A 16,974-nucleotide genomic window follows, 5' to 3' on the forward strand; every position below is an offset into this window, starting at 1 on the left:
CGCTATGCTCTTGGCAGCACGGTGACACCCCGATAAAGGCCCTGCGCAAGCCCATTCCCGCCAGAAAGCCGATAATCCCATGTCCTTGCCTGCCATCAAACGTGTCCTGCTCAAGCTTTCGGGCGAGGTCTTGATGGGCAACCAGCAGTTCGGGATCGATCCCGAATTCGTTTCCGAGCTCGCCAAGGAAGTGAAGGCGGCGAAGGAAACGGGGCTCGAAATCTGCCTCGTGATCGGCGGGGGCAATATCTTCCGCGGGATGGCGGGCGCGGCCAAGGGGATGGACCGCGCGCAGGCCGATTACATGGGGATGCTGGCGACCGTGATGAACGCGCTCGCGATGCAGAACGCATTGGAACAGCTTGGCGTCCAGACCCGCGTGCAATCCGCGATCGAAATGGACAAGGTGTGCGAGCCGGTGATCCGCCGCCGCGCCGAACGCCATCTGGAAAAGGGCCGCGTTGTGATCTTTGCCGCGGGCGTGGGCGCGCCCTATTTCACCACCGACAGCGGGGCCGCCCTGCGCGCGGCCGAAATGCGCTGCGACGCGCTGCTCAAGGGCACCAGCGTCGACGGGGTCTATGACAGCGATCCCAAGCATAATCCGGATGCGGTGCGGTTCGATACCGTGACCTATGACCGCGTCCTTGCCGACAATCTCAAGGTGATGGACGCCTCGGCCGTGGCGCTGTGCCGTGACAATCACATTCCGATCGTGGTCTTCTCGATCCGCGAGCAGGGCAATCTTGCCCGCGTGCTGGCGGGCGAGGGTGTCCAGACCATCGTTCAAGACCGATAGAACCAAAGGAAGCCAGATCATGCCGCAATTTGACAAAGCCGATGTCGAGCGCCGGATGAAGGGCGCTGTCGAAGCGCTGAAAAGCGATCTTCAGGGTCTGCGCACGGGCCGCGCCAACACCACCCTGCTCGATCCCGTGCAGGTCGAGGTTTACGGCTCGATGATGCCGCTCTCGCAGGTCGCCACCGTGTCCGCGCCCGAACCGCGGATGCTGTCGGTGCAGGTGTGGGACAAGTCGAACATGCATGCGGTCGAAAAGGCGATCGCCTATGCCAACCTCGGCCTCAATCCGATCATCGACGGTCAGACGCTGCGCCTGCCGATCCCCGATCTCACGCAGGAGCGGCGCAAGGAACTGGCCAAGCTTGCCGGGCAGTATGCGGAAAAAGCCAAGATCGCGATCCGCAACGTGCGCCGCGATGCGATGGAAAGCCTGAAGACCGACGAGAAGAAGAAGGAAATCTCGGAGGACGATCGCAAGCGTTCCGAAGATCAGGTCCAGAAGCTGACCGACCAATACGTCAAGGACACCGATGACGCGGCGGCCAAGAAGGAACAGGAAATCCTGACGCAGTAACAGGCGGCACGGATCGTGGGGAACGGATTGGACACGTCGCGCGCGAGGCACGTCGCCATCATCATGGATGGCAATGGCCGCTGGGCCAAGCGCCGCGCCTTGCCGCGCGCGGTCGGCCACCAGCGCGGGGTCGAGGCGGTGCGCCGGCTGGTGCGCAGCCTCGACGGCACGGGGCTCGAGTGTCTGACGCTTTATGCCTTTTCCTCGGAGAACTGGAAACGATCGGAGGACGAGGTCGACGATCTGATGAACCTGATGCGGCGGTTCATCAAATCGGATCTCCCCGAATTCGTCGCCAACAATGTGAAATTGAAGATCATCGGCGACTGGCGCAGCCTTGCGCCCGATATTGTCGCCATGCTCGAAGATGCACTGGCGCAGACCGCAGGCGGCACGCAGACGCTGGCGGTGGCGCTGAATTATGGCGGGCAGCACGAAATCGCGCGCGCCGCGGCGCAGGCTGCGGCCGAGGGCGCGATCAACATCGATACGATCGCGGCGCATCTCGACACCGCCGATCTGCCGCCGCTCGACCTCCTGATCCGCACCAGCGGGGAAATCCGCCTGTCGAATTTCCTGTTGTGGCAAGCGGCCTATGCCGAAATGCTTTTCGTCGATACGCTGTGGCCCGATTTCGAGCCTGCGCATCTTCGCCAGGCGCTTGATGATTTTGCGCGGAGGGAGCGGCGCTATGGCGGACGGTGAGGCAGTGCGGGTGAGGGATCCGCGGGCGGGCGTATCCGATCTGCCGGTGCGGCTGGCGAGCGCGATCGTCATGCTGGTGCTGGCGGGCGGGGCCTTGTGGCTGGGCGGCTGGTTCTGGACCGCCTTCGTCATCGTGATCGCTGCCGGCGTGATGTGGGAATGGAACCGCCTGATCGAACGCTTCGGCCTGTCGGGCGTGGGCGAGACGCTGTGGTTCTTCGCCGGTGTGCTGTATGTCGGCGGTGCGGCTTATGCGATCATGGCGGTAAGGAACGGGCGGCAGGTGCTCCCGCTTGATCCGCAGGCGCTGGGCTATGCGCCGCTGGTGGTTCTGGTCAGCTTCCTGCTTCCCGTGGTGGCGGTCGATGTGGGGGCTTACTTTGCGGGACGCGCGATCGGCGGGCCCAAGATCGCGCCAAAGATCAGCCCGTCCAAGACCTGGGCAGGGCTGTTCGGCGGAGCGAGCCTTGCCGCATCGCTCGCCGTGGCGGTGGAACTGACCGATTTCGGCCCTGCGGCCTATCCGGGCACATCGTCGCTCGCTTTGGGGATGGCGGTGATCGGCGGCATTCTGATCGCGATCGTGGCGCAGGCGGGCGACTTCTTCGAAAGCTGGATGAAGCGGCGGGCAGGGGTCAAGGATTCGGGCGCGCTGATCCCCGGCCACGGCGGATTGTTCGACCGGCTCGACGGGTTCATCGCGGTGTTCTTCATGCTGTTCGTGATCGAGCAGGTGCGGCTGGTGTCGGGCATGCTCTCCGTATGAGCCGCAGCCTGACCCTGCTCGGCGCGACCGGATCGATCGGTGCATCGACGCTCGATCTGGTGCGGCGCAATCCGGACGAATGGCGGATCGACACGCTCACCGCCAATTGCAGCGCGAGCGAGCTGGCCGCGCTGGCGATCGAATTCGGCGCGAAGCTGGCGGTGGTTGGCGACGAAGGCTGTCTGCCCGAACTGCGCGCCGCACTGGGCAGCAGCGGGATCGCGGCCGCCGGCGGCAAGCAGGCGCTGGCCGAAGCGGCGGCGCGCCCGGTCGACATGACCGTCGCGGCGATCGTCGGCTGCGCTGGTCTTGCCCCCGTGATGGCCGCGGTCGAGCGCGGCGGCACGATTGCGCTGGCCAACAAGGAAGCGCTGGTTTCGGCGGGCGAAGTGCTGATGGAGGCGGTGGCGCGGCACGGCGCGACGCTCCTGCCGACCGATTCGGAACACAACGCGATCTTCCAGTGCCTTGCCGGAAACCGGATCGAGGATGTCGCGAAGATCACGCTGACCGCCAGCGGCGGCCCGTTGCGGACCTGGTCGCAGGCGCAGCTTGATGATGCAACCCCGGCCGAAGCGGTGGCGCACCCGAACTGGTCGATGGGCGCGAAGATCAGCGTCGATTCGGCGACGATGATGAACAAGGGACTCGAATACATCGAGGCTTACCACCTGTTCCCCGTCGGGCTCGACAAGCTGGACATCGTGATCCACCCGCAAAGCGTGGTGCATTCGATGGTCGAATTCCGCGATCGGTCGACGCTGGCACAGCTTGGGCCTTCCGACATGCGCGTGCCGATTGCCTCGTGTCTTGCCTGGCCCGAACGGATGGAAACGCCGCTCGGCCCGCTCGATCTCGCTCAGATCGGCGAACTGACCTTCCACGCGCCCGACGAACAGCGTTTTCCCGCGACCCGGCTGGCGCGCGATGCGATCAGGGCAGGGGGCTCCGCGCCCGCGATCCTGAATGCGGCAAACGAGGTTGCGGTGGCCGCATTCCTGGCCGGTCAGATCAGGTTCACCAGCATCGCGGCACTGGTCGAGGAAACCTTGACCCGCAGCAATGATGCCCCGCGCCCGGCAAGCCTTGAAGAGGTGCTGGCGGTGGACAGTTCTGCAAGGCTGCAAGCGCAACGTCTGCTGGAGAGCCACGCCCTTGTTTGAAGCGCCCCCGTTCTGGATGTATGTGGCCGGCTTCCTGCTGTTGCTGGGGCCGCTGGTGACACTGCACGAATTGGGTCACCTCTTGATGGGCCGCCTGTTCGGGGTAAAGGCGGAGAGTTTCTCGGTCGGCTTCGGCAAGGAGCTGGTCGGCTTCAACGACCGGCATGGCACCCGCTGGAAACTGTCCGCGCTGCCGCTGGGCGGATATGTCCAGTTCAAGGGCGACATGAACCCCGCCAGCGTTCCCGATCCGGGTGCGCCGGTCGAGCCGGGAAGCTTTCAGGCCGCCGCTTTGTGGAAACGCGCGCTGATCGTTGCGGCGGGGCCGGTGACGAACCTTGTCGTCGCGATCGCGATCTTCTTCGCTTTCAATCTCTACTTCGGCAAACCGCTTCCCGCCGAACCCGACGAGGTCGGCCTGGTCGCCGGTTTTGCCGAAAATTCGCGGGCCGAGGCGGCGGGCTTCAGGGTCGGTGACCGGATCGTCGCGATCGATGGCGGGTCCAAGGCCAGCTGGCGCGAAATCCAGCAAACGATCATGCTGCGGCCCAACCAGCGCTTTGTCATCACCGTCGAGCGCGGCGGCGACCGGATCGACCTGCCGGTGACCAGCGCGGCGGAAAAGTTCACCGATCGCTTCGGCAACACGCAGACCGTGGGCCTGATCGGCGTCCGCACGCAGGAAACCGCCGAACGCTATGCGCCGATGGCGGTGGGCGAAGCCTTGCTGCGCAGCGTGCGGCAATGCGCTGATGCGATGCAGGCGATGGTCACGGGGATTGCGCAGATCGTGCGCGGCGACCGCGATTTCAGCGAGATGGGCGGCCCGATCAAGATCGCCAAATTCTCTGGCGAGCAGATGAGTGAGGGCCCGCTCAATTTCATCGAACTGGCTGCGCTGATTTCGCTTAATTTGGCATTCATCAACTTCTTGCCAATTCCCGCCTTGGACGGCGGACACCTGATGTTCTACCTGGCCGAGGCGATCCGCCGCAAGCCGGTGGGCCCGCAAGTGACCGAATGGGCGTATCGCACCGGAATCGCGCTGGTGCTGATGCTGATGGTGGTGGTGACGGTGAACGACATTGTGACTTTGCCGATTTTCGGCAGCTGAGTGCCGATTGGTGCAAAACGCGCAGGCGCCTGCGCGCTGGCAGCTTGATTGCGCAAGGCACATCAGGCAATGGCGGGTCGGGGTTGGACGAGACGGGGCTAGGGGGCCTCGGGTGGTATCTGGCAGATTGACGTCTTGCGGTCCGAACGGGACCGGGCGGCATGGGTTGAGAACGGGATTTTAGCTGCATGAACCGAATGATCGAGACAGGCGCGATGCCCGTCGTTGGCAATCCTGTTTCCGCACGCCCGGCGCTCAGGCTGGCAAGCCTTCTGGCCTGTGGTTCGATCCTCGCAGGGATGCCCGCGCTCGCGCATGCGCAGACTGCGCCGGTGCCTGCGCCGTCAGCCACGCCCACACCTGCGCCCGCAGCAACTCCGGCGCCCGTCGCACCGCGCGGCAGCATCATCCAGTCGATCAGCGTGGTTGGCGCCGAACGGCTCGAAGCGAGCACGATCCTCAGCTATATCCGGCTGCGCGTTGGCCAGGAATACACTTCTGCCGGCGCCGACGAGGCGCTCAAGGATCTTGGCGCGACCGAATTGTTCGCCAACTTCTCGATCCGCAATGATGCGGGCAACGTGGTGATCAACGTCACCGAAAACCCGGTGATCAACCGCATCGTTCTGGAAGGCAACAGCCGCCTCAAGAACGACAAGATCCTGCCCGAAATCAAGCTCGCACCGCGTCAGATCTTCACCCGTTCCAAGGTGCGCGCCGACGTTGCGCGCATCATCGAGCTCTACAAGCGTCAGGGCCGGTTCGCCGCGCAGGTCGAGCCCAAGATGGTGCAGCTGCCGCAGAACCGCGTCGATATCGTGTTCGAAATCACCGAAGGGCCCAAGTCCAAGGTTCGCCAGATCAACATCCTCGGTAACGAAAAGTTCTCCGATGGCGATCTGCGCGGCGAAATGGTGACCAAGCAGGCGCGCGTCACCAGCTTCTTCAGCTCGAACACCAGCTACGATCCCGATCGTCTCGCCTTCGACCAGCAGAAGCTGCGCCAGTTCTACCTCACCGAAGGTTATGCCGATTTCCGCGTGGTTTCGGCCGTGGCCGAGCTCACGCCCGACCAGCGCGACTTCATCATCACCTACGTGGTGGAAGAGGGTGAGCGCTACCAGTTCGGCGAGGTGAAGGTCGACAGCCAGCTGCGCGACTTCGACAGCGACGTGATGAGCACGCAGCTGCCGATGAAGGAAGGCGATTTCTACAACGCCAAGACGGTCGAAGACACGGTCGAGCAGCTGACCGAGCTGGCGGGCCGCTATGGCTATGCCTTTGCCGATGTGCAGCCGCGATTCCGGCGCGATCCCGAAAACCGCAAGATGAACGTGACCTTCAATCTGCGCGAAGCGCCGCGGGTCTATGTCGAGCGGGTGGACATCAACGGCAACACGCTGACGCAGGACAAGGTCGTGCGCCGCGAATTCCGTTTGGCCGAGGGCGACGCGTTCAACTCGCTGGGCGTTCAGCGCACCACCGCACGCATCAACTCGCTCGCCTATTTCCAGGAAAACTTCGAGGTCAAGCAGGTCGAAGGCAGCGCGCCCGACCGTATCATCCTTGAAGCCAACGTCGAGGAACGCCCCACCGGCGAATTGCAGTTCTCGGCCGGTTTCTCGTCGATCGAACAGTTCATTCTTGCCGGCAGCATCCGTCAGCGCAACTTCCGCGGGCGCGGGCAGACTGTCGGGCTGAGCATCAACTATTCGCAGTTCTCGCGTTCGGCGCAGGTCAGCTTCTCCGACCCCTATATCTTCGACCGCAACATTTCGGGCGGTTTCGATATCTATCGTCGCGATTTCAACAGCTTCAACTTCACCGGCAACGACCGCAACACGACCTTCCAGCAGGCCACCACGGGCATGTCGCTGCGCGCGGGTGTGCCGTTGACCGAATACATGTCGCTGGTGGGCAGCTACACGCTCAACTACGATGATGTGTCGCTGGACGAGAACCTGTTCTTCACCGACGTCAACGGCGACGGGGTGACCGAATGCGATCCGCTGCGCGCGGGCCGGTTCCTGTGCGATGCGATCGGTGAGCGATTGAGCTCGATCGTGGGGCTCAGCCTCAACTACAACTCGCTCAATTCGCGCATCCGCCCGTCGCGCGGACGCACGGTGTCGCTCAGCGCGGAATTCGCAGGGCTGGGCGGAGATGTGCGCTATGCGCGCTTCCGCGGGCGTGCGCAGCAGTTCTGGAACGTGGGCAACTCGGGCTTCATCTTCTCGCTGCTGGCCGAGGGCGGAACGATCATTCCGCTGCAGGAACGCGAAGGCGCGGGCGTCGATGACGTGCTGCTGACCGACCGCTTCTTCCTTGGCGAACCGCAGTTCCGCGGGTTTGCAATCCGCGGCGTGGGCCCGCGCATCCTGACGCAGGTGTCGCTGCTCAACAACGCGGGCAACCCGATCCTCGATGCGAACGGCAACCCCACTTACGACACGGTGCGCGAGAACAACCGCGACGACGCGATCGGCGGGCGCAACTATTACCTTGGCCGCGCCGAGCTCGAAATTCCGCTGGGCAGCGGCGCGCGCGATCTGGGCCTGCGGCCGTCGATCTGGGCCGACGTCGGCGCCCTGTGGGGTGTCGAGACGCCGGTCCTGACGGTCAACCCTGCCGGCACGCAGCAACGCGACGCCAATGGCGTGCTGCTGTATCAGACCGCATCGGGCAGCATCACCACCAATGCCACCGAGGCTGACGGCACGGTCAACCGCCGGGCGATCGTCCCGGGTTCGAACATCCGCGAACTCTTCCTCGGCAATTCGCCCAGTCCGCGCGTCACCGCGGGGATCGGGGTCAACTGGAACTCGCCCTTCGGACCTTTCCGCATCGACTTCTCCCAGACCATCCGCAAGGTCGAAGGGGATGACGAGCGGCGCTTTACCTTCAACGTAGGAACCCAATTCTGATGACACGTCTTGCCAAGCTTATTGCACCTGCCGGCCTGATCCTTGCCGTTGCTGCTGCTCTGCCCGCTCAGGCGCAGGTCACCGGCAAGCTGGCGACGGTCGATGTTTCGCGCACGATCATCGGCACCACCGCATTCCAGACCGCCTACGAGCAGGTGAACACCACCTATGCCGCGCAAGCCGAACTGCGCCGCACCAAGGCACAGGAGCGCCAGACCATGCTCGCCAAGTTCGACAAGAACGGCGACAAGCAGATCGACGAAACCGAACAGGCAGCGATGCAGAAGTCGGCCGATTTCGCCAAGCTGCAGACGGTCGACCAGGAAATCCAGGGCATCAACAACCAGATCGACGGCGCGCGGGTGTTCGCGGTCGAGCAGATCATTGCCCAGTATTCGGCGGCGCTTCAGGAAGTGACCACCAAGGAGCAGATCAAGCTGGTGCTCGATCCGTCGGCGCTGCTGTTCGCTCCACCCGAAGCCGACATCACCACCAAGGTGACGGCAGCGCTCAACCTCAAGGTGCCTGCGGTCGGTGTTGTGCCGCCCGCCGGTTGGCAGCCCAGCCGTGACAGCGTGCAGGTCTATCAGGAAATCGCGCAGCGCCTCCAGCTGGCAGCACAGATCCAGGCCGCCCAGGCTGCGCAAGGCCAGCAGCAGGCAGCCCCTGCCGCACCGGCCGGTCGCTAAACTGCGCGCGAGGAACAGCGACCGATGAACGACACGGGTAGCATGCCGGCCGAGGTGCTGGATTACGACATCGTCAAGATCCTCAAGGCCTTGCCGCACCGCTACCCGCTGTTGCTGGTCGACCGGGTGAAGGCCATACAGCTGGGAGAGCGCATTCACGCGGTCAAGGCCGTGAGCATGAACGAGCAGTTCTTCCAGGGCCACTTCCCCGGTGCGCCGATCATGCCCGGGGTGCTCCAGATCGAGGCGCTGGCGCAGGCTGCGGGCATCCTCGGGATCGAAACGATGGAGCTGGCGGGCACAGGCAAGCTTGTGATCTTCATGGGAATCGAGAACGCGAAGTTCCGCAGTCCCGTAACGCCGGGCTGTCTGCTCGATCTCCACGTCGAATTCACGCAGAGGCGCAGCCGCGTCTACAAGTTCAAGGGTATTGCCAGCGTCGAAGGCAAGACCACCTGCGAGGTCGAATTCACCGCGATGATGACCGATCCGCCCGCCTGATCGCGAGCGGCAACATCGAAGGTTGCATTGCGCCGTTTTCGCCACTAAGGCGCGCGCTTCCAATTCATAGCACCGCCGGTCGGCACCGGCGAAAGCTGACAAGGACACACGACATGAAGACCGAAGGTCACCCCGATTACCACATGATCACGGTCAAGATGACCGACGGCACCGAGTTCCAGACGCGTTCGACCTGGGGCAAGGAAGGCGATGTGCTCGCGCTCGATATCGATCCGCTGAGCCACCCTGCTTGGACCGGCGGCAAGCAGCAGGTTTCCGAAGGTGGCCGTGTGGCCCAGTTCAACAAGCGTTTCGGCGGCCTTACTCTCAAGAAGTAAGTTCGATCACAAGCTGCGCAGTCCTTCGGGGCTGTAACGAGGAAGGCGGGCTGACGGGCTCGCCTTTTTCGTTTCCGGAGGTCACCCCTGCCAGGGGCGCTCGCGATACCATTTGGTGATCACGTATTTCACGCCTTGGCGCACCTTCATCCCGTGATGGATCGTCGCCGGGTTGACGCCGCCGACCGTCTCGCCGGAGGCGGGGGCGTGGCGGTTGTTCCAGCACAGCAATTTGCCGGCTTCCGGCTGAAAGGTCTTGTCCAGCGCCTTGAACCGCGTCGCGCCGCCCGCTTCGACATCGTTGAGATAGACCATGAAAGTCCACGTGCGGTTGCCCGACAGCGCGCAATATCTGTCGTAATCGCGTCCGCCCGGGGTGAAATAGTCGGTATGCGGCTTGAACTCCTGCCCCTTGGCATAGCGCTGGCCCTGCAGTGGCTCGCCATAGGCAGGGTCGATCCCCGACAGCGTGGTCAATAGCGCTTCGATCGCCTGCACTTCGGCCAGATGTGCGGCCAGATCACAGGTCTCGCTGGTGCGGAAGGCGGCATCGCCATTGTCGTCGGCGATGGTCGAGGGGCGGCGACCGGCATCGATCAGCGCAATCAACGCTTCGGCCAGCGGCTTTGCGACAAAGCCACGTTGCTGAAAGATTTCGGCCTTGGCGGTGGGCACGCGCTGCATCGCCTTGGTCGCGGCAAGCCGGGCGGCAACAGAATCGCTCATCATCGACATGGACGGCGACGATATATCCCGCGAACCGTCAGGCAATCATTTTGGCGCAACGTAAGAATCTTGCGCTAAATCTTGCGGTGCGCAGTTTTCGCTTCCCTTGGGCAAGGCTTTGTGCAAGAGGCGCGCCTCCCGTGCAACCACGCTTGACGGTGTTGCTGCCATGCGTAAACGGCCCTCATCAAGCGGGCTTGGCAGCGACCGGAACGGTGGTATGCAAGCAGGGGTGTGTGGCGATCGTAGCTCAGTTGGTTAGAGCGCCGGTTTGTGGTACCGGAGGTCGGGGGTTCGAGACCCCTCGATCGCCCCATTTTCCCCCTGCTGCTGTCATAGTCTGCCACCCACAGGGGAGACGACATGACCGCATTCTGGGCCGAGCCCGATTTCGACGCGCATGAACTTGTGCAGCTGGTCCATGACCGGGCGAGCGGGCTGACCGCGATCATCGCCGTCCACTCCACCCATCTCGGCCCTGCCGCGGGCGGCACCCGTTTCTGGCATTACAACGATCCCGCCGGTGCGATGCGCGATGTGCTGCGTCTGTCGCGCGGGATGAGCTACAAGAACGCGATGGCAGGCCTGCCGATGGGCGGCGGCAAGGCTGTTATCCTCGCGGATGAACAGCGCACCAAGACCCCCGAACTGCTCGCTGCGTTCGGCGATGCGGTCGAAGGTCTGGGCGGGCGTTACGTGACCGCCGAAGACGTCGGGATTTCCGAGGCCGACATGGTCGCCGTGTCGCAGCGCACCGCGCATGTCTCCGGCCTCCCTGTCGAAGGCGCAGGCCGCGCGGGCGGCGATCCGGGTCCGTTCACGGCTCACGGTATCTATCTCGGCATCAAGGCCGCTGTGCGCCACAAGCTGGGCAAGGACAGCGTGGCCGGCGTGCATGTGGCCTTGCAGGGCACGGGCAGCGTCGGCGGCGGTGTGGCGCGGTTGCTGGCCAAGGACGGCGCGAAGCTGACGCTCGCCGATATCGATCAGGCCCGCGCCTCGGCCTTGGCGGCCGAGCTTGGGGGCGTGGCTGTGGCCAGCGATGCGATCATGGGCACGGCCTGCGATGTCTTCAGCCCCAATGCTCTGGGCGCGATTCTTGACGATGCGGGGATTGCCGCGCTCGACTGCGCAATCGTTGCCGGCGGGGCGAACAACCAGCTGGCCCGTCCGGAGCACGGCGCGAAGCTTGCCGCGCGCGGCATTCTCTATGCGCCCGACTATGTCATCAACGCCGGCGGCATCATTTCGGTCGCGACCGAATACCTTGCCCGCCGCGATGGCCGCGATGGTGGTATCGCCGAGGTCGACGCGCTGATTGCACAGATCCCCGGACGGCTCGAAACGATCTGGGCCGAGAGCGATGCCAGCGGCCTCACCGCCGATGAGGTCGCCGACCGGATGGCGCAAAAGCTGATCGGGCGCGGCTGATTGCGCAAGGCCGGGGAGGGCGGAGCGGCGGGAACGAATCCGCCCTGTCGTCATTTGCTCTCTTGTCGGCAGCGGGTGTAAGGCTACAAGCCGCTGCGACAGACAAAACCATGCACATCTACGCAAACCCGACCCGATTCCTGCGTCTTGCCAATTGGCTGACCCCGCTCCTGTTCTGGAGCGGGCTGGTCTTGTCGCTGGGCGCGGTGGCGTGGGGGCTGTTCATGGTGCCGCCCGACCGCCTGATGGGCGATACCGTGCGGATCCTGTTCATCCATGTTCCTGCCGCCTGGCTCGGCATGGGGGGCTGGGCCGGGATTGCGATTTCCTCGGCGATGCTGCTGATCTGGAAGCACCCGCTGGCCGCCATCGCCGCGCGCGCGATCGCGGTGCCGGGGATGGTGTTTTGCGCGGTCTGTCTGGCCACCGGCTCTATCTGGGGGCGCCCGACCTGGGGCACCTGGTGGGAGTGGGACGGGCGGTTGACCTCGATGCTGGTGCTGCTGTTCCTTTATGCCGGCTACATCGCGCTGACCGAGGCGGCAGAGCAGGAAGGCTCGTCGAGCAAGATCGCCGCGATCTTCGGGCTGGTCGGCGCGGTCAACGTGCCGATCATCAACCGGTCGGTGGTGTGGTGGAATTCGCTCCATCAGCCGTCCAGCATCACGCTGGGCAAAAGCGCCATTCAGGGCACGTTCCTTGTTCCGCTGCTGGTTGCGGTGGTGGGCTTTTCGCTGTTGTTCGGCGCGCTCGTGCTGATGCGGATGCGCGCGCTGATCGCGCAGGCGCAGGTCGAGGCCCGTTTGCGTCGCCGCGCGCTCGATGACGATGCGCCGGCGCCCACGCACGCCGTGGCCGAGGCGCTGTGATGCGCGAGAGTTTGAACCAGTGGGATTTCGTCTGGCTCGCCTACGGTGTGGCCGGCGCTGCGCTCGCCTTGCTGATCATCTGGTCCTGGCGGTCGATGATCGCTGCCGAAGCGCGCCGTGATGCCAGTCGCAAACGCGTGAAGGACAAGCCATGAAGGCCAAGCATCAGCGTCTGGTTCTGGTGGTGATTGCACTGATTGCAATCGTCGGAGCAGGCCTGCTCGCGGCGTGGTCCCTGCGCAATCAGGCGAATTATTTCTACCTTCCCGAACAGATGGCCGCGACGCCCCCGGAAGTGGGGCAGGCAGTGCGGCTGGGCGGCATGGTGCAGGCCGGATCGATCAAGACCGCGGCAGACGGCGTGACGGTCGACTTCATGGTCACGGGCAACACCACCGATGCCATTCCGGTGCGCTACACCGGCATTCTGCCCGATCTCTTCGTCGAAAACTCGGGCGTTGTCGCCGAAGGCAGCCTTGGCGCGGACGGCGTGTTCATCGCCACCAACCTGCTCGCCAAGCATGATGAGAATTACGTGCCCAAGGAGCTTGAAGGCATGGGCACGGCGCAGGCCGCGAAGGTCGCGGCCGAAACCACGGTCGGGCTCGATTAACCGCGTGACACAGGCAAGGGCGAAGCAATGATGGCCGAAATCGGACTTGCCGCCCTGTGGCTCGCCGCGGCGCTGGCGGCGTTGCAGATGGTCTCGGGCGCATTCGTGCTCAAGGCGGGCGAGGGCGAATTCAATCCGCTGGGCATCTATGCGCGCCCGGCAGCGGTGGTGCAGGCGTTTCTGGCGGTGCTCGCATTCTTCGCGCTGCTTTATTGCTTTGCGGTCACCGACCTGTCGGTGAAGCTCGTCGCGACCAATTCGCATTCGATGAAGCCGATGCTTTACAAGCTCACCGGCACTTGGGGCAACCACGAGGGCTCGATGCTGCTGTGGGTCGGCGTCCTGGCGGCTTCGGGCGGATTGCTGGCCGGCTTCGAGCGGCGGCTGCCCGAACGCACGATGGGTGCGACGCTGGCGGTGCAGGGGTTCGTGGCGCTGGGGTTCTATGCCTTTCTGCTCCTGTCCTCCAACCCGTTCGAGCGGCTTGCCACCCCCGCACCCGAGGGCAACGGCCTCAACCCGCTGCTGCAGGACATCGGCCTCGCGATCCATCCGCCGACACTTTATGCGGGCTATGTCGGCCTGTCGGTCGCTTTCAGCCTCGCGATGGGCGCGCTGCTGACGCGCGAGGTCAATCCCGCTTTCGCCCGCGTGCTGCGCCCGTGGGTGCTTGGCGCGTGGGTGCTGCTGACATTCGGGATCACGGCGGGATCATACTGGGCCTATTACGAGCTTGGCTGGGGCGGCTGGTGGTTCTGGGACCCGGTCGAGAACGCTTCGCTGATGCCGTGGCTGGCCGCGACCGCGCTGCTGCATTCGGTCAGCGTGCTCGCCGCGCGCGATGCCTTGCGCACCTGGACGATCATGCTGGGCGTGCTCGCCTTCTCGATGTCGATGCTGGGTACCTTCCTCGTGCGGTCGGGTGTCTTGACCAGCGTCCACGCCTTTGCGGTCGATCCCGAACGCGGGGCGTTCATTCTGGGTCTGCTGGCGATCTATATCGGCGGGGCCTTCACGATCTTTGCGCTGCGCGCGGGCGCGGTGGCCGAAGGCAAGCGGTTCGCGCTCGTCAGCCGTGAAGGCGCACTGGTGTTCAACAACGTCATGCTGTCCGCGATCCTTGCGATCGTGCTGCTTGGCACGCTTTACCCGCTTTTGACCGAGGCGTTCGATGTGCGCGTCAGCGTGGGGCCGCCCTATTTCAATCCGGCAGGAGCGATCTTTGCAATCCCGATGTTCCTGGTGATGGCGGTCGGCCCGCTGCTGCGTTGGAAGAGCGACAAGCCCGCGCGGCTCCAGTTCGAGGTCCTGCTGATTGCCGCGCTCGTGATCGGGGTGATCGCTGCGGTCAGTTTCTTCGGTCGTTTCCCGCTACTCCCGCTGCTTGGCCTTGGCCTTGCCGCCGCGCTGGCGGTGGCGGCGTTTCTGCCGCTCAAGGGCCGGGTGCTCTCGCGCGTGCCGGTTGCGACATGGGGCATGGTGCTGGCGCATTTCGGCGTGGCGGTCGCCCTGTTCGGAATGGCGTGCGAGGGCGCTTTCTCTCAGGAACGGCTTGCGGCAATGGCGCCGGGCGCGACCGAGCAGATCGGCGATTTCGCCGTCACGCTCGACCGCGTGACCCCGGTTGCCGGGCCCAACTGGACCGCGATCGAAGCCCAGCTTTCGGTGCGACGCGATGGCGATGCGCCCACGATCCTCACCCCGCAAGCGCGCAATTTCTGGTCGCCCCCGCAGGCGACGTCGGAAAGCGCGCTGCTGACGCGCTGGAACGGGCAGATGTACGCGGTGATCGGCAATCAGGCGCCCGATGGTCGTTGGCAGATCCGCATCTGGTGGAAGCCGTTCGTCACCTTCATCTGGTATGGCGGGCTGCTGATTGCCTTGGGCGGCATCCTGGCCATTGCAGGCCGTGTGCGCGTCGATCTGCGCCGCCGTGTTGCCATATCGCGCGGCAACCAGCGGCGGGAAGACCTTGGCGCCTTGGGCGTGGCCGACCCGGTTCCGGCGGAGTAGCGACAGATGCGTTCTCGTCTTGCCTTGTGGGTGCCCTTGGCCCTGTTCGCCTTCTTTGCCGGGCTGGCAGCCTATATGCTGACCCAGGACAAGGACCAGTTCGTCGAAAGCACGATGATCGGACAGCCGCTGCCCGCCTTCGCGCTGCAACCGGCGTTCGCCGGGCTGCCGGGCGCAGCGAAGGCCGATTTTGCCGGCAAGCCCAAGCTGCTCAACATCTGGGCGAGCTGGTGCGTGCCCTGCATCGCCGAAGCCCCGCAGCTCGATGCGTTGAAGCGGCAAGGTGTGGAGATCATCGGGATCGCGATCCGCGACCGGCCCGAGGATGTCGCGGGATTTCTCGCCAAATACGGCAATCCCTACACCCGGATCGGCAGCGATCCGATTTCGGAGGTGCAACTGGGAATCGGATCATCCGGCGTGCCCGAAACCTTCGTGATCGATGCCCAGGGCGTGATCCGGTATCAGCATATCGGCGACATCCGCGATGACGATGTCCCAACGCTGCTCGCCGAACTGGAGAAGGCGCGATGATCCGCGCGGTTTTCGCCCGTGCGCTGGCAGCGCTGGCGCTGGTGTTTGCAACGTCGCTGGCAGCGCAGGATTCGATGCCGCCTGCGCCCTATGCCTATAACCAGCTTGCGGACCCAAGGCTCGAAGCCGAAGCTTCGGCGTTGATGCACACGCTGCGCTGTCTGAAGTGCCAATCGCAAAGCATCGCGGATTCGGACGCGCCGATGGCAGGCGACATGCGCCATCAGGTGCGCGCGCGTATTGCCGCGGGCGAAAGCCCCGAACAGATCCGCCGCTGGCTGATCGCGCGCTACGGCGATTACGTCAGTTACGAGCCCGAGGTCAGCGCCACCACCTGGCCGCTGTTCGCGGTTCCGGTGCTGGTCATCCTGATCGTCGCTGTGGTGTTGCTGCGCAGGCTGGGCAAGCGGCGCGGCGACGATGATGCGGAGACTGCGGCGTGATCGGCGATCTGTTGATGGTAGGCGCGCTGGCGTTGGCGGCGTTCGCCTTTGCGGTGCTGGTGTTGAAGCTTCCGCGTGAGGGGCTTACGCTGTTTGGCGCGGTGCTGGTGTTCGGGATCGCAGGCTATGCCTCGCAAGGCTCTCCGGGTCAGCCGGCAGCGCCCAAGGCCGCCGCCCCTGTGGCCGGCGGGCAAGGCGCAGCGATGGTCGAAGGGCGCGCAGCGCTGTTCGGTCGCACGCTGGCACCGCCGAATTATCTGCTGACATCCGACGCCTTCGCCCGGCAAGGGCGGTTTGCTGACGCCGCTGCGCTACTCCAGCGCGGACTGGCGGAAAACCCGCGCGATCAGGAAAGCTGGCTTGCGCTTGCGATGGCGCTGGTGGGACATGCCGATGGCTTCGTCACCCCGGCTGCGGTGCAGGCCTTTGCCCGCGCCGAGGCGATCGATCCGCGCCACCCCGGCGCAGCCTATTTCCTTGGCAACGCCTACCTGCAAAGCGGCGAGATTGTTGCCGCGCGCAACGTCTGGAGCGGGCTTGTCGCACGTTCGCCGGCCGATGCGCCCTGGCGCGAGGGGCTGTCTGCCGAAGTCGCGCGGCTCGATGACATGATCGCCCGCGCACCGATGTTGCAGGGGCGCTAGAACAATGCGCCGCCTGCCTCGCCGGTTTGCGGGGTGTTGCAGGTGCGAGGATCGAGTGCTAGGCGCGCCGCCTTTCCGGCTGCGAGTCCCGCGCCGGTTGGGCAGTACCGGAGGGATACGGGAAA

The 16,974-nt window shown here is 64.6% G+C and carries 19 protein-coding genes and 1 tRNA gene; 19 read left to right on the top strand and 1 reads right to left on the bottom strand.

What is annotated here, in order from left to right; all coding sequences use genetic code 11:
• Nucleotides 1–79: 79 nt before the first annotated feature.
• The 10 genes from pyrH to rpmE all read left to right on the top strand — a co-directional run bounded on the left by pyrH (nt 80) and on the right by rpmE (nt 9,576).
• Entirely contained in the window at nt 80–799 is a 720-nt protein-coding gene (gene pyrH / locus A9D12_RS10525; RefSeq protein ID WP_068351625.1) for a UMP kinase, read from the top strand.
• A 19-nt stretch (nt 800–818) separates the two neighbouring features.
• The gene (gene frr / locus A9D12_RS10530) at nt 819–1,376 is read left to right on the top strand and encodes a ribosome recycling factor (protein ID WP_068351628.1); all 558 of its coding nucleotides are present in this window, start codon (nt 819–821) and stop codon (nt 1,374–1,376) included.
• A gap of 63 nt (nt 1,377–1,439) precedes the next feature.
• The gene (gene uppS, locus A9D12_RS10535; RefSeq protein ID WP_068351631.1) at nt 1,440–2,081 is read left to right on the top strand and encodes a polyprenyl diphosphate synthase; all 642 of its coding nucleotides are present in this window, start codon (nt 1,440–1,442) and stop codon (nt 2,079–2,081) included.
• Nucleotides 2,068–2,847 (top strand): phosphatidate cytidylyltransferase, encoded by a 780-nt coding sequence (locus tag A9D12_RS10540; protein WP_068351634.1) that lies wholly within the window; start codon nt 2,068–2,070, stop codon nt 2,845–2,847. Before uppS ends, A9D12_RS10540 begins: the two co-directional genes overlap by 14 nt.
• Nucleotides 2,844–4,010 (top strand): 1-deoxy-D-xylulose-5-phosphate reductoisomerase, encoded by a 1,167-nt coding sequence (dxr, locus tag A9D12_RS10545; RefSeq protein WP_068351637.1) that lies wholly within the window; start codon nt 2,844–2,846, stop codon nt 4,008–4,010. The genes A9D12_RS10540 and dxr overlap by 4 nt, the downstream gene beginning before the upstream one ends.
• The gene (gene rseP, locus A9D12_RS10550; protein ID WP_231889600.1) at nt 4,003–5,124 is read left to right on the top strand and encodes an RIP metalloprotease RseP; all 1,122 of its coding nucleotides are present in this window, start codon (nt 4,003–4,005) and stop codon (nt 5,122–5,124) included. The genes dxr and rseP overlap by 8 nt, the downstream gene beginning before the upstream one ends.
• Nucleotides 5,125–5,321: 197 nt before the next feature.
• On the top strand, nt 5,322–8,048 hold the full coding sequence (gene bamA, locus A9D12_RS10555) for an outer membrane protein assembly factor BamA (RefSeq protein WP_082925525.1): 2,727 nt from the start codon (nt 5,322–5,324) through the stop codon (nt 8,046–8,048).
• On the top strand, nt 8,048–8,737 hold the full coding sequence (locus A9D12_RS10560; protein ID WP_068351644.1) for an OmpH/Skp family outer membrane protein: 690 nt from the start codon (nt 8,048–8,050) through the stop codon (nt 8,735–8,737). The genes bamA and A9D12_RS10560 overlap by 1 nt, the downstream gene beginning before the upstream one ends.
• Before the next feature lie 24 nt (nt 8,738–8,761).
• Complete coding sequence (gene fabZ / locus A9D12_RS10565; protein ID WP_068351647.1) at nt 8,762–9,238, top strand: 3-hydroxyacyl-ACP dehydratase FabZ; 477 nt, start codon at nt 8,762–8,764, stop codon at nt 9,236–9,238.
• Between the two features lie 113 nt (nt 9,239–9,351).
• Nucleotides 9,352–9,576, top strand: coding sequence for a 50S ribosomal protein L31 (rpmE, locus tag A9D12_RS10570; protein ID WP_068351650.1), 225 nt, complete (start codon nt 9,352–9,354; stop codon nt 9,574–9,576).
• Between the two features lie 81 nt (nt 9,577–9,657).
• On the opposite strand, the gene A9D12_RS10575 is transcribed toward rpmE, so the two are convergent.
• Nucleotides 9,658–10,311: a prolyl hydroxylase family protein gene (locus A9D12_RS10575; RefSeq protein WP_068351653.1), complete on the bottom strand. Its 654-nt coding sequence runs from the start codon at nt 10,309–10,311 to the stop codon at nt 9,658–9,660.
• A 230-nt stretch (nt 10,312–10,541) separates the two neighbouring features.
• Between A9D12_RS10575 and A9D12_RS10580 the strand changes: the two genes are divergently transcribed.
• The 9 genes from A9D12_RS10580 to A9D12_RS10615 all read left to right on the top strand — a co-directional run bounded on the left by A9D12_RS10580 (nt 10,542) and on the right by A9D12_RS10615 (nt 16,849).
• Nucleotides 10,542–10,618: transfer RNA gene (locus A9D12_RS10580), tRNA-His, on the top strand.
• Nucleotides 10,619–10,665: 47 nt separating this feature from the next.
• A complete protein-coding gene (locus A9D12_RS10585) occupies nt 10,666–11,733 on the top strand; it encodes a Leu/Phe/Val dehydrogenase (protein ID WP_068351656.1) in 1,068 nt (355 codons plus the stop codon).
• 110 nt (nt 11,734–11,843) lie between these two features.
• Nucleotides 11,844–12,602, top strand: a complete 759-nt coding sequence (gene ccmC / locus A9D12_RS10590) for a heme ABC transporter permease CcmC (protein ID WP_068351659.1) — start codon at nt 11,844–11,846, stop codon at nt 12,600–12,602.
• Nucleotides 12,602–12,757, top strand: a complete 156-nt coding sequence (locus tag A9D12_RS14745) for a heme exporter protein CcmD (protein WP_156522865.1) — start codon at nt 12,602–12,604, stop codon at nt 12,755–12,757. Before ccmC ends, A9D12_RS14745 begins: the two co-directional genes overlap by 1 nt.
• Complete coding sequence (gene ccmE, locus A9D12_RS10595; protein WP_068351663.1) at nt 12,754–13,215, top strand: cytochrome c maturation protein CcmE; 462 nt, start codon at nt 12,754–12,756, stop codon at nt 13,213–13,215. Before A9D12_RS14745 ends, ccmE begins: the two co-directional genes overlap by 4 nt.
• Nucleotides 13,216–13,242: 27 nt before the next feature.
• The gene (locus tag A9D12_RS10600) at nt 13,243–15,228 is read left to right on the top strand and encodes a heme lyase CcmF/NrfE family subunit (protein ID WP_068351666.1); all 1,986 of its coding nucleotides are present in this window, start codon (nt 13,243–13,245) and stop codon (nt 15,226–15,228) included.
• Nucleotides 15,229–15,234: 6 nt separating this feature from the next.
• A complete protein-coding gene (locus A9D12_RS10605) occupies nt 15,235–15,762 on the top strand; it encodes a DsbE family thiol:disulfide interchange protein (RefSeq protein ID WP_068351668.1) in 528 nt (175 codons plus the stop codon).
• Nucleotides 15,759–16,205, top strand: a complete 447-nt coding sequence (locus A9D12_RS10610; RefSeq protein WP_068351670.1) for a cytochrome c-type biogenesis protein — start codon at nt 15,759–15,761, stop codon at nt 16,203–16,205. Before A9D12_RS10605 ends, A9D12_RS10610 begins: the two co-directional genes overlap by 4 nt.
• Nucleotides 16,202–16,849 carry a tetratricopeptide repeat protein gene (locus tag A9D12_RS10615; protein WP_231889601.1) on the top strand — a complete coding sequence of 216 codons (648 nt, stop codon included), beginning with the start codon at nt 16,202–16,204 and terminating at the stop codon, nt 16,847–16,849. Before A9D12_RS10610 ends, A9D12_RS10615 begins: the two co-directional genes overlap by 4 nt.
• Nucleotides 16,850–16,974 lie beyond the last annotated feature (125 nt).

This window comes from Erythrobacter neustonensis (genome assembly GCF_001663175.1).
Classification (GTDB): Bacteria; Pseudomonadota; Alphaproteobacteria; order Sphingomonadales; family Sphingomonadaceae; genus Erythrobacter; species Erythrobacter neustonensis.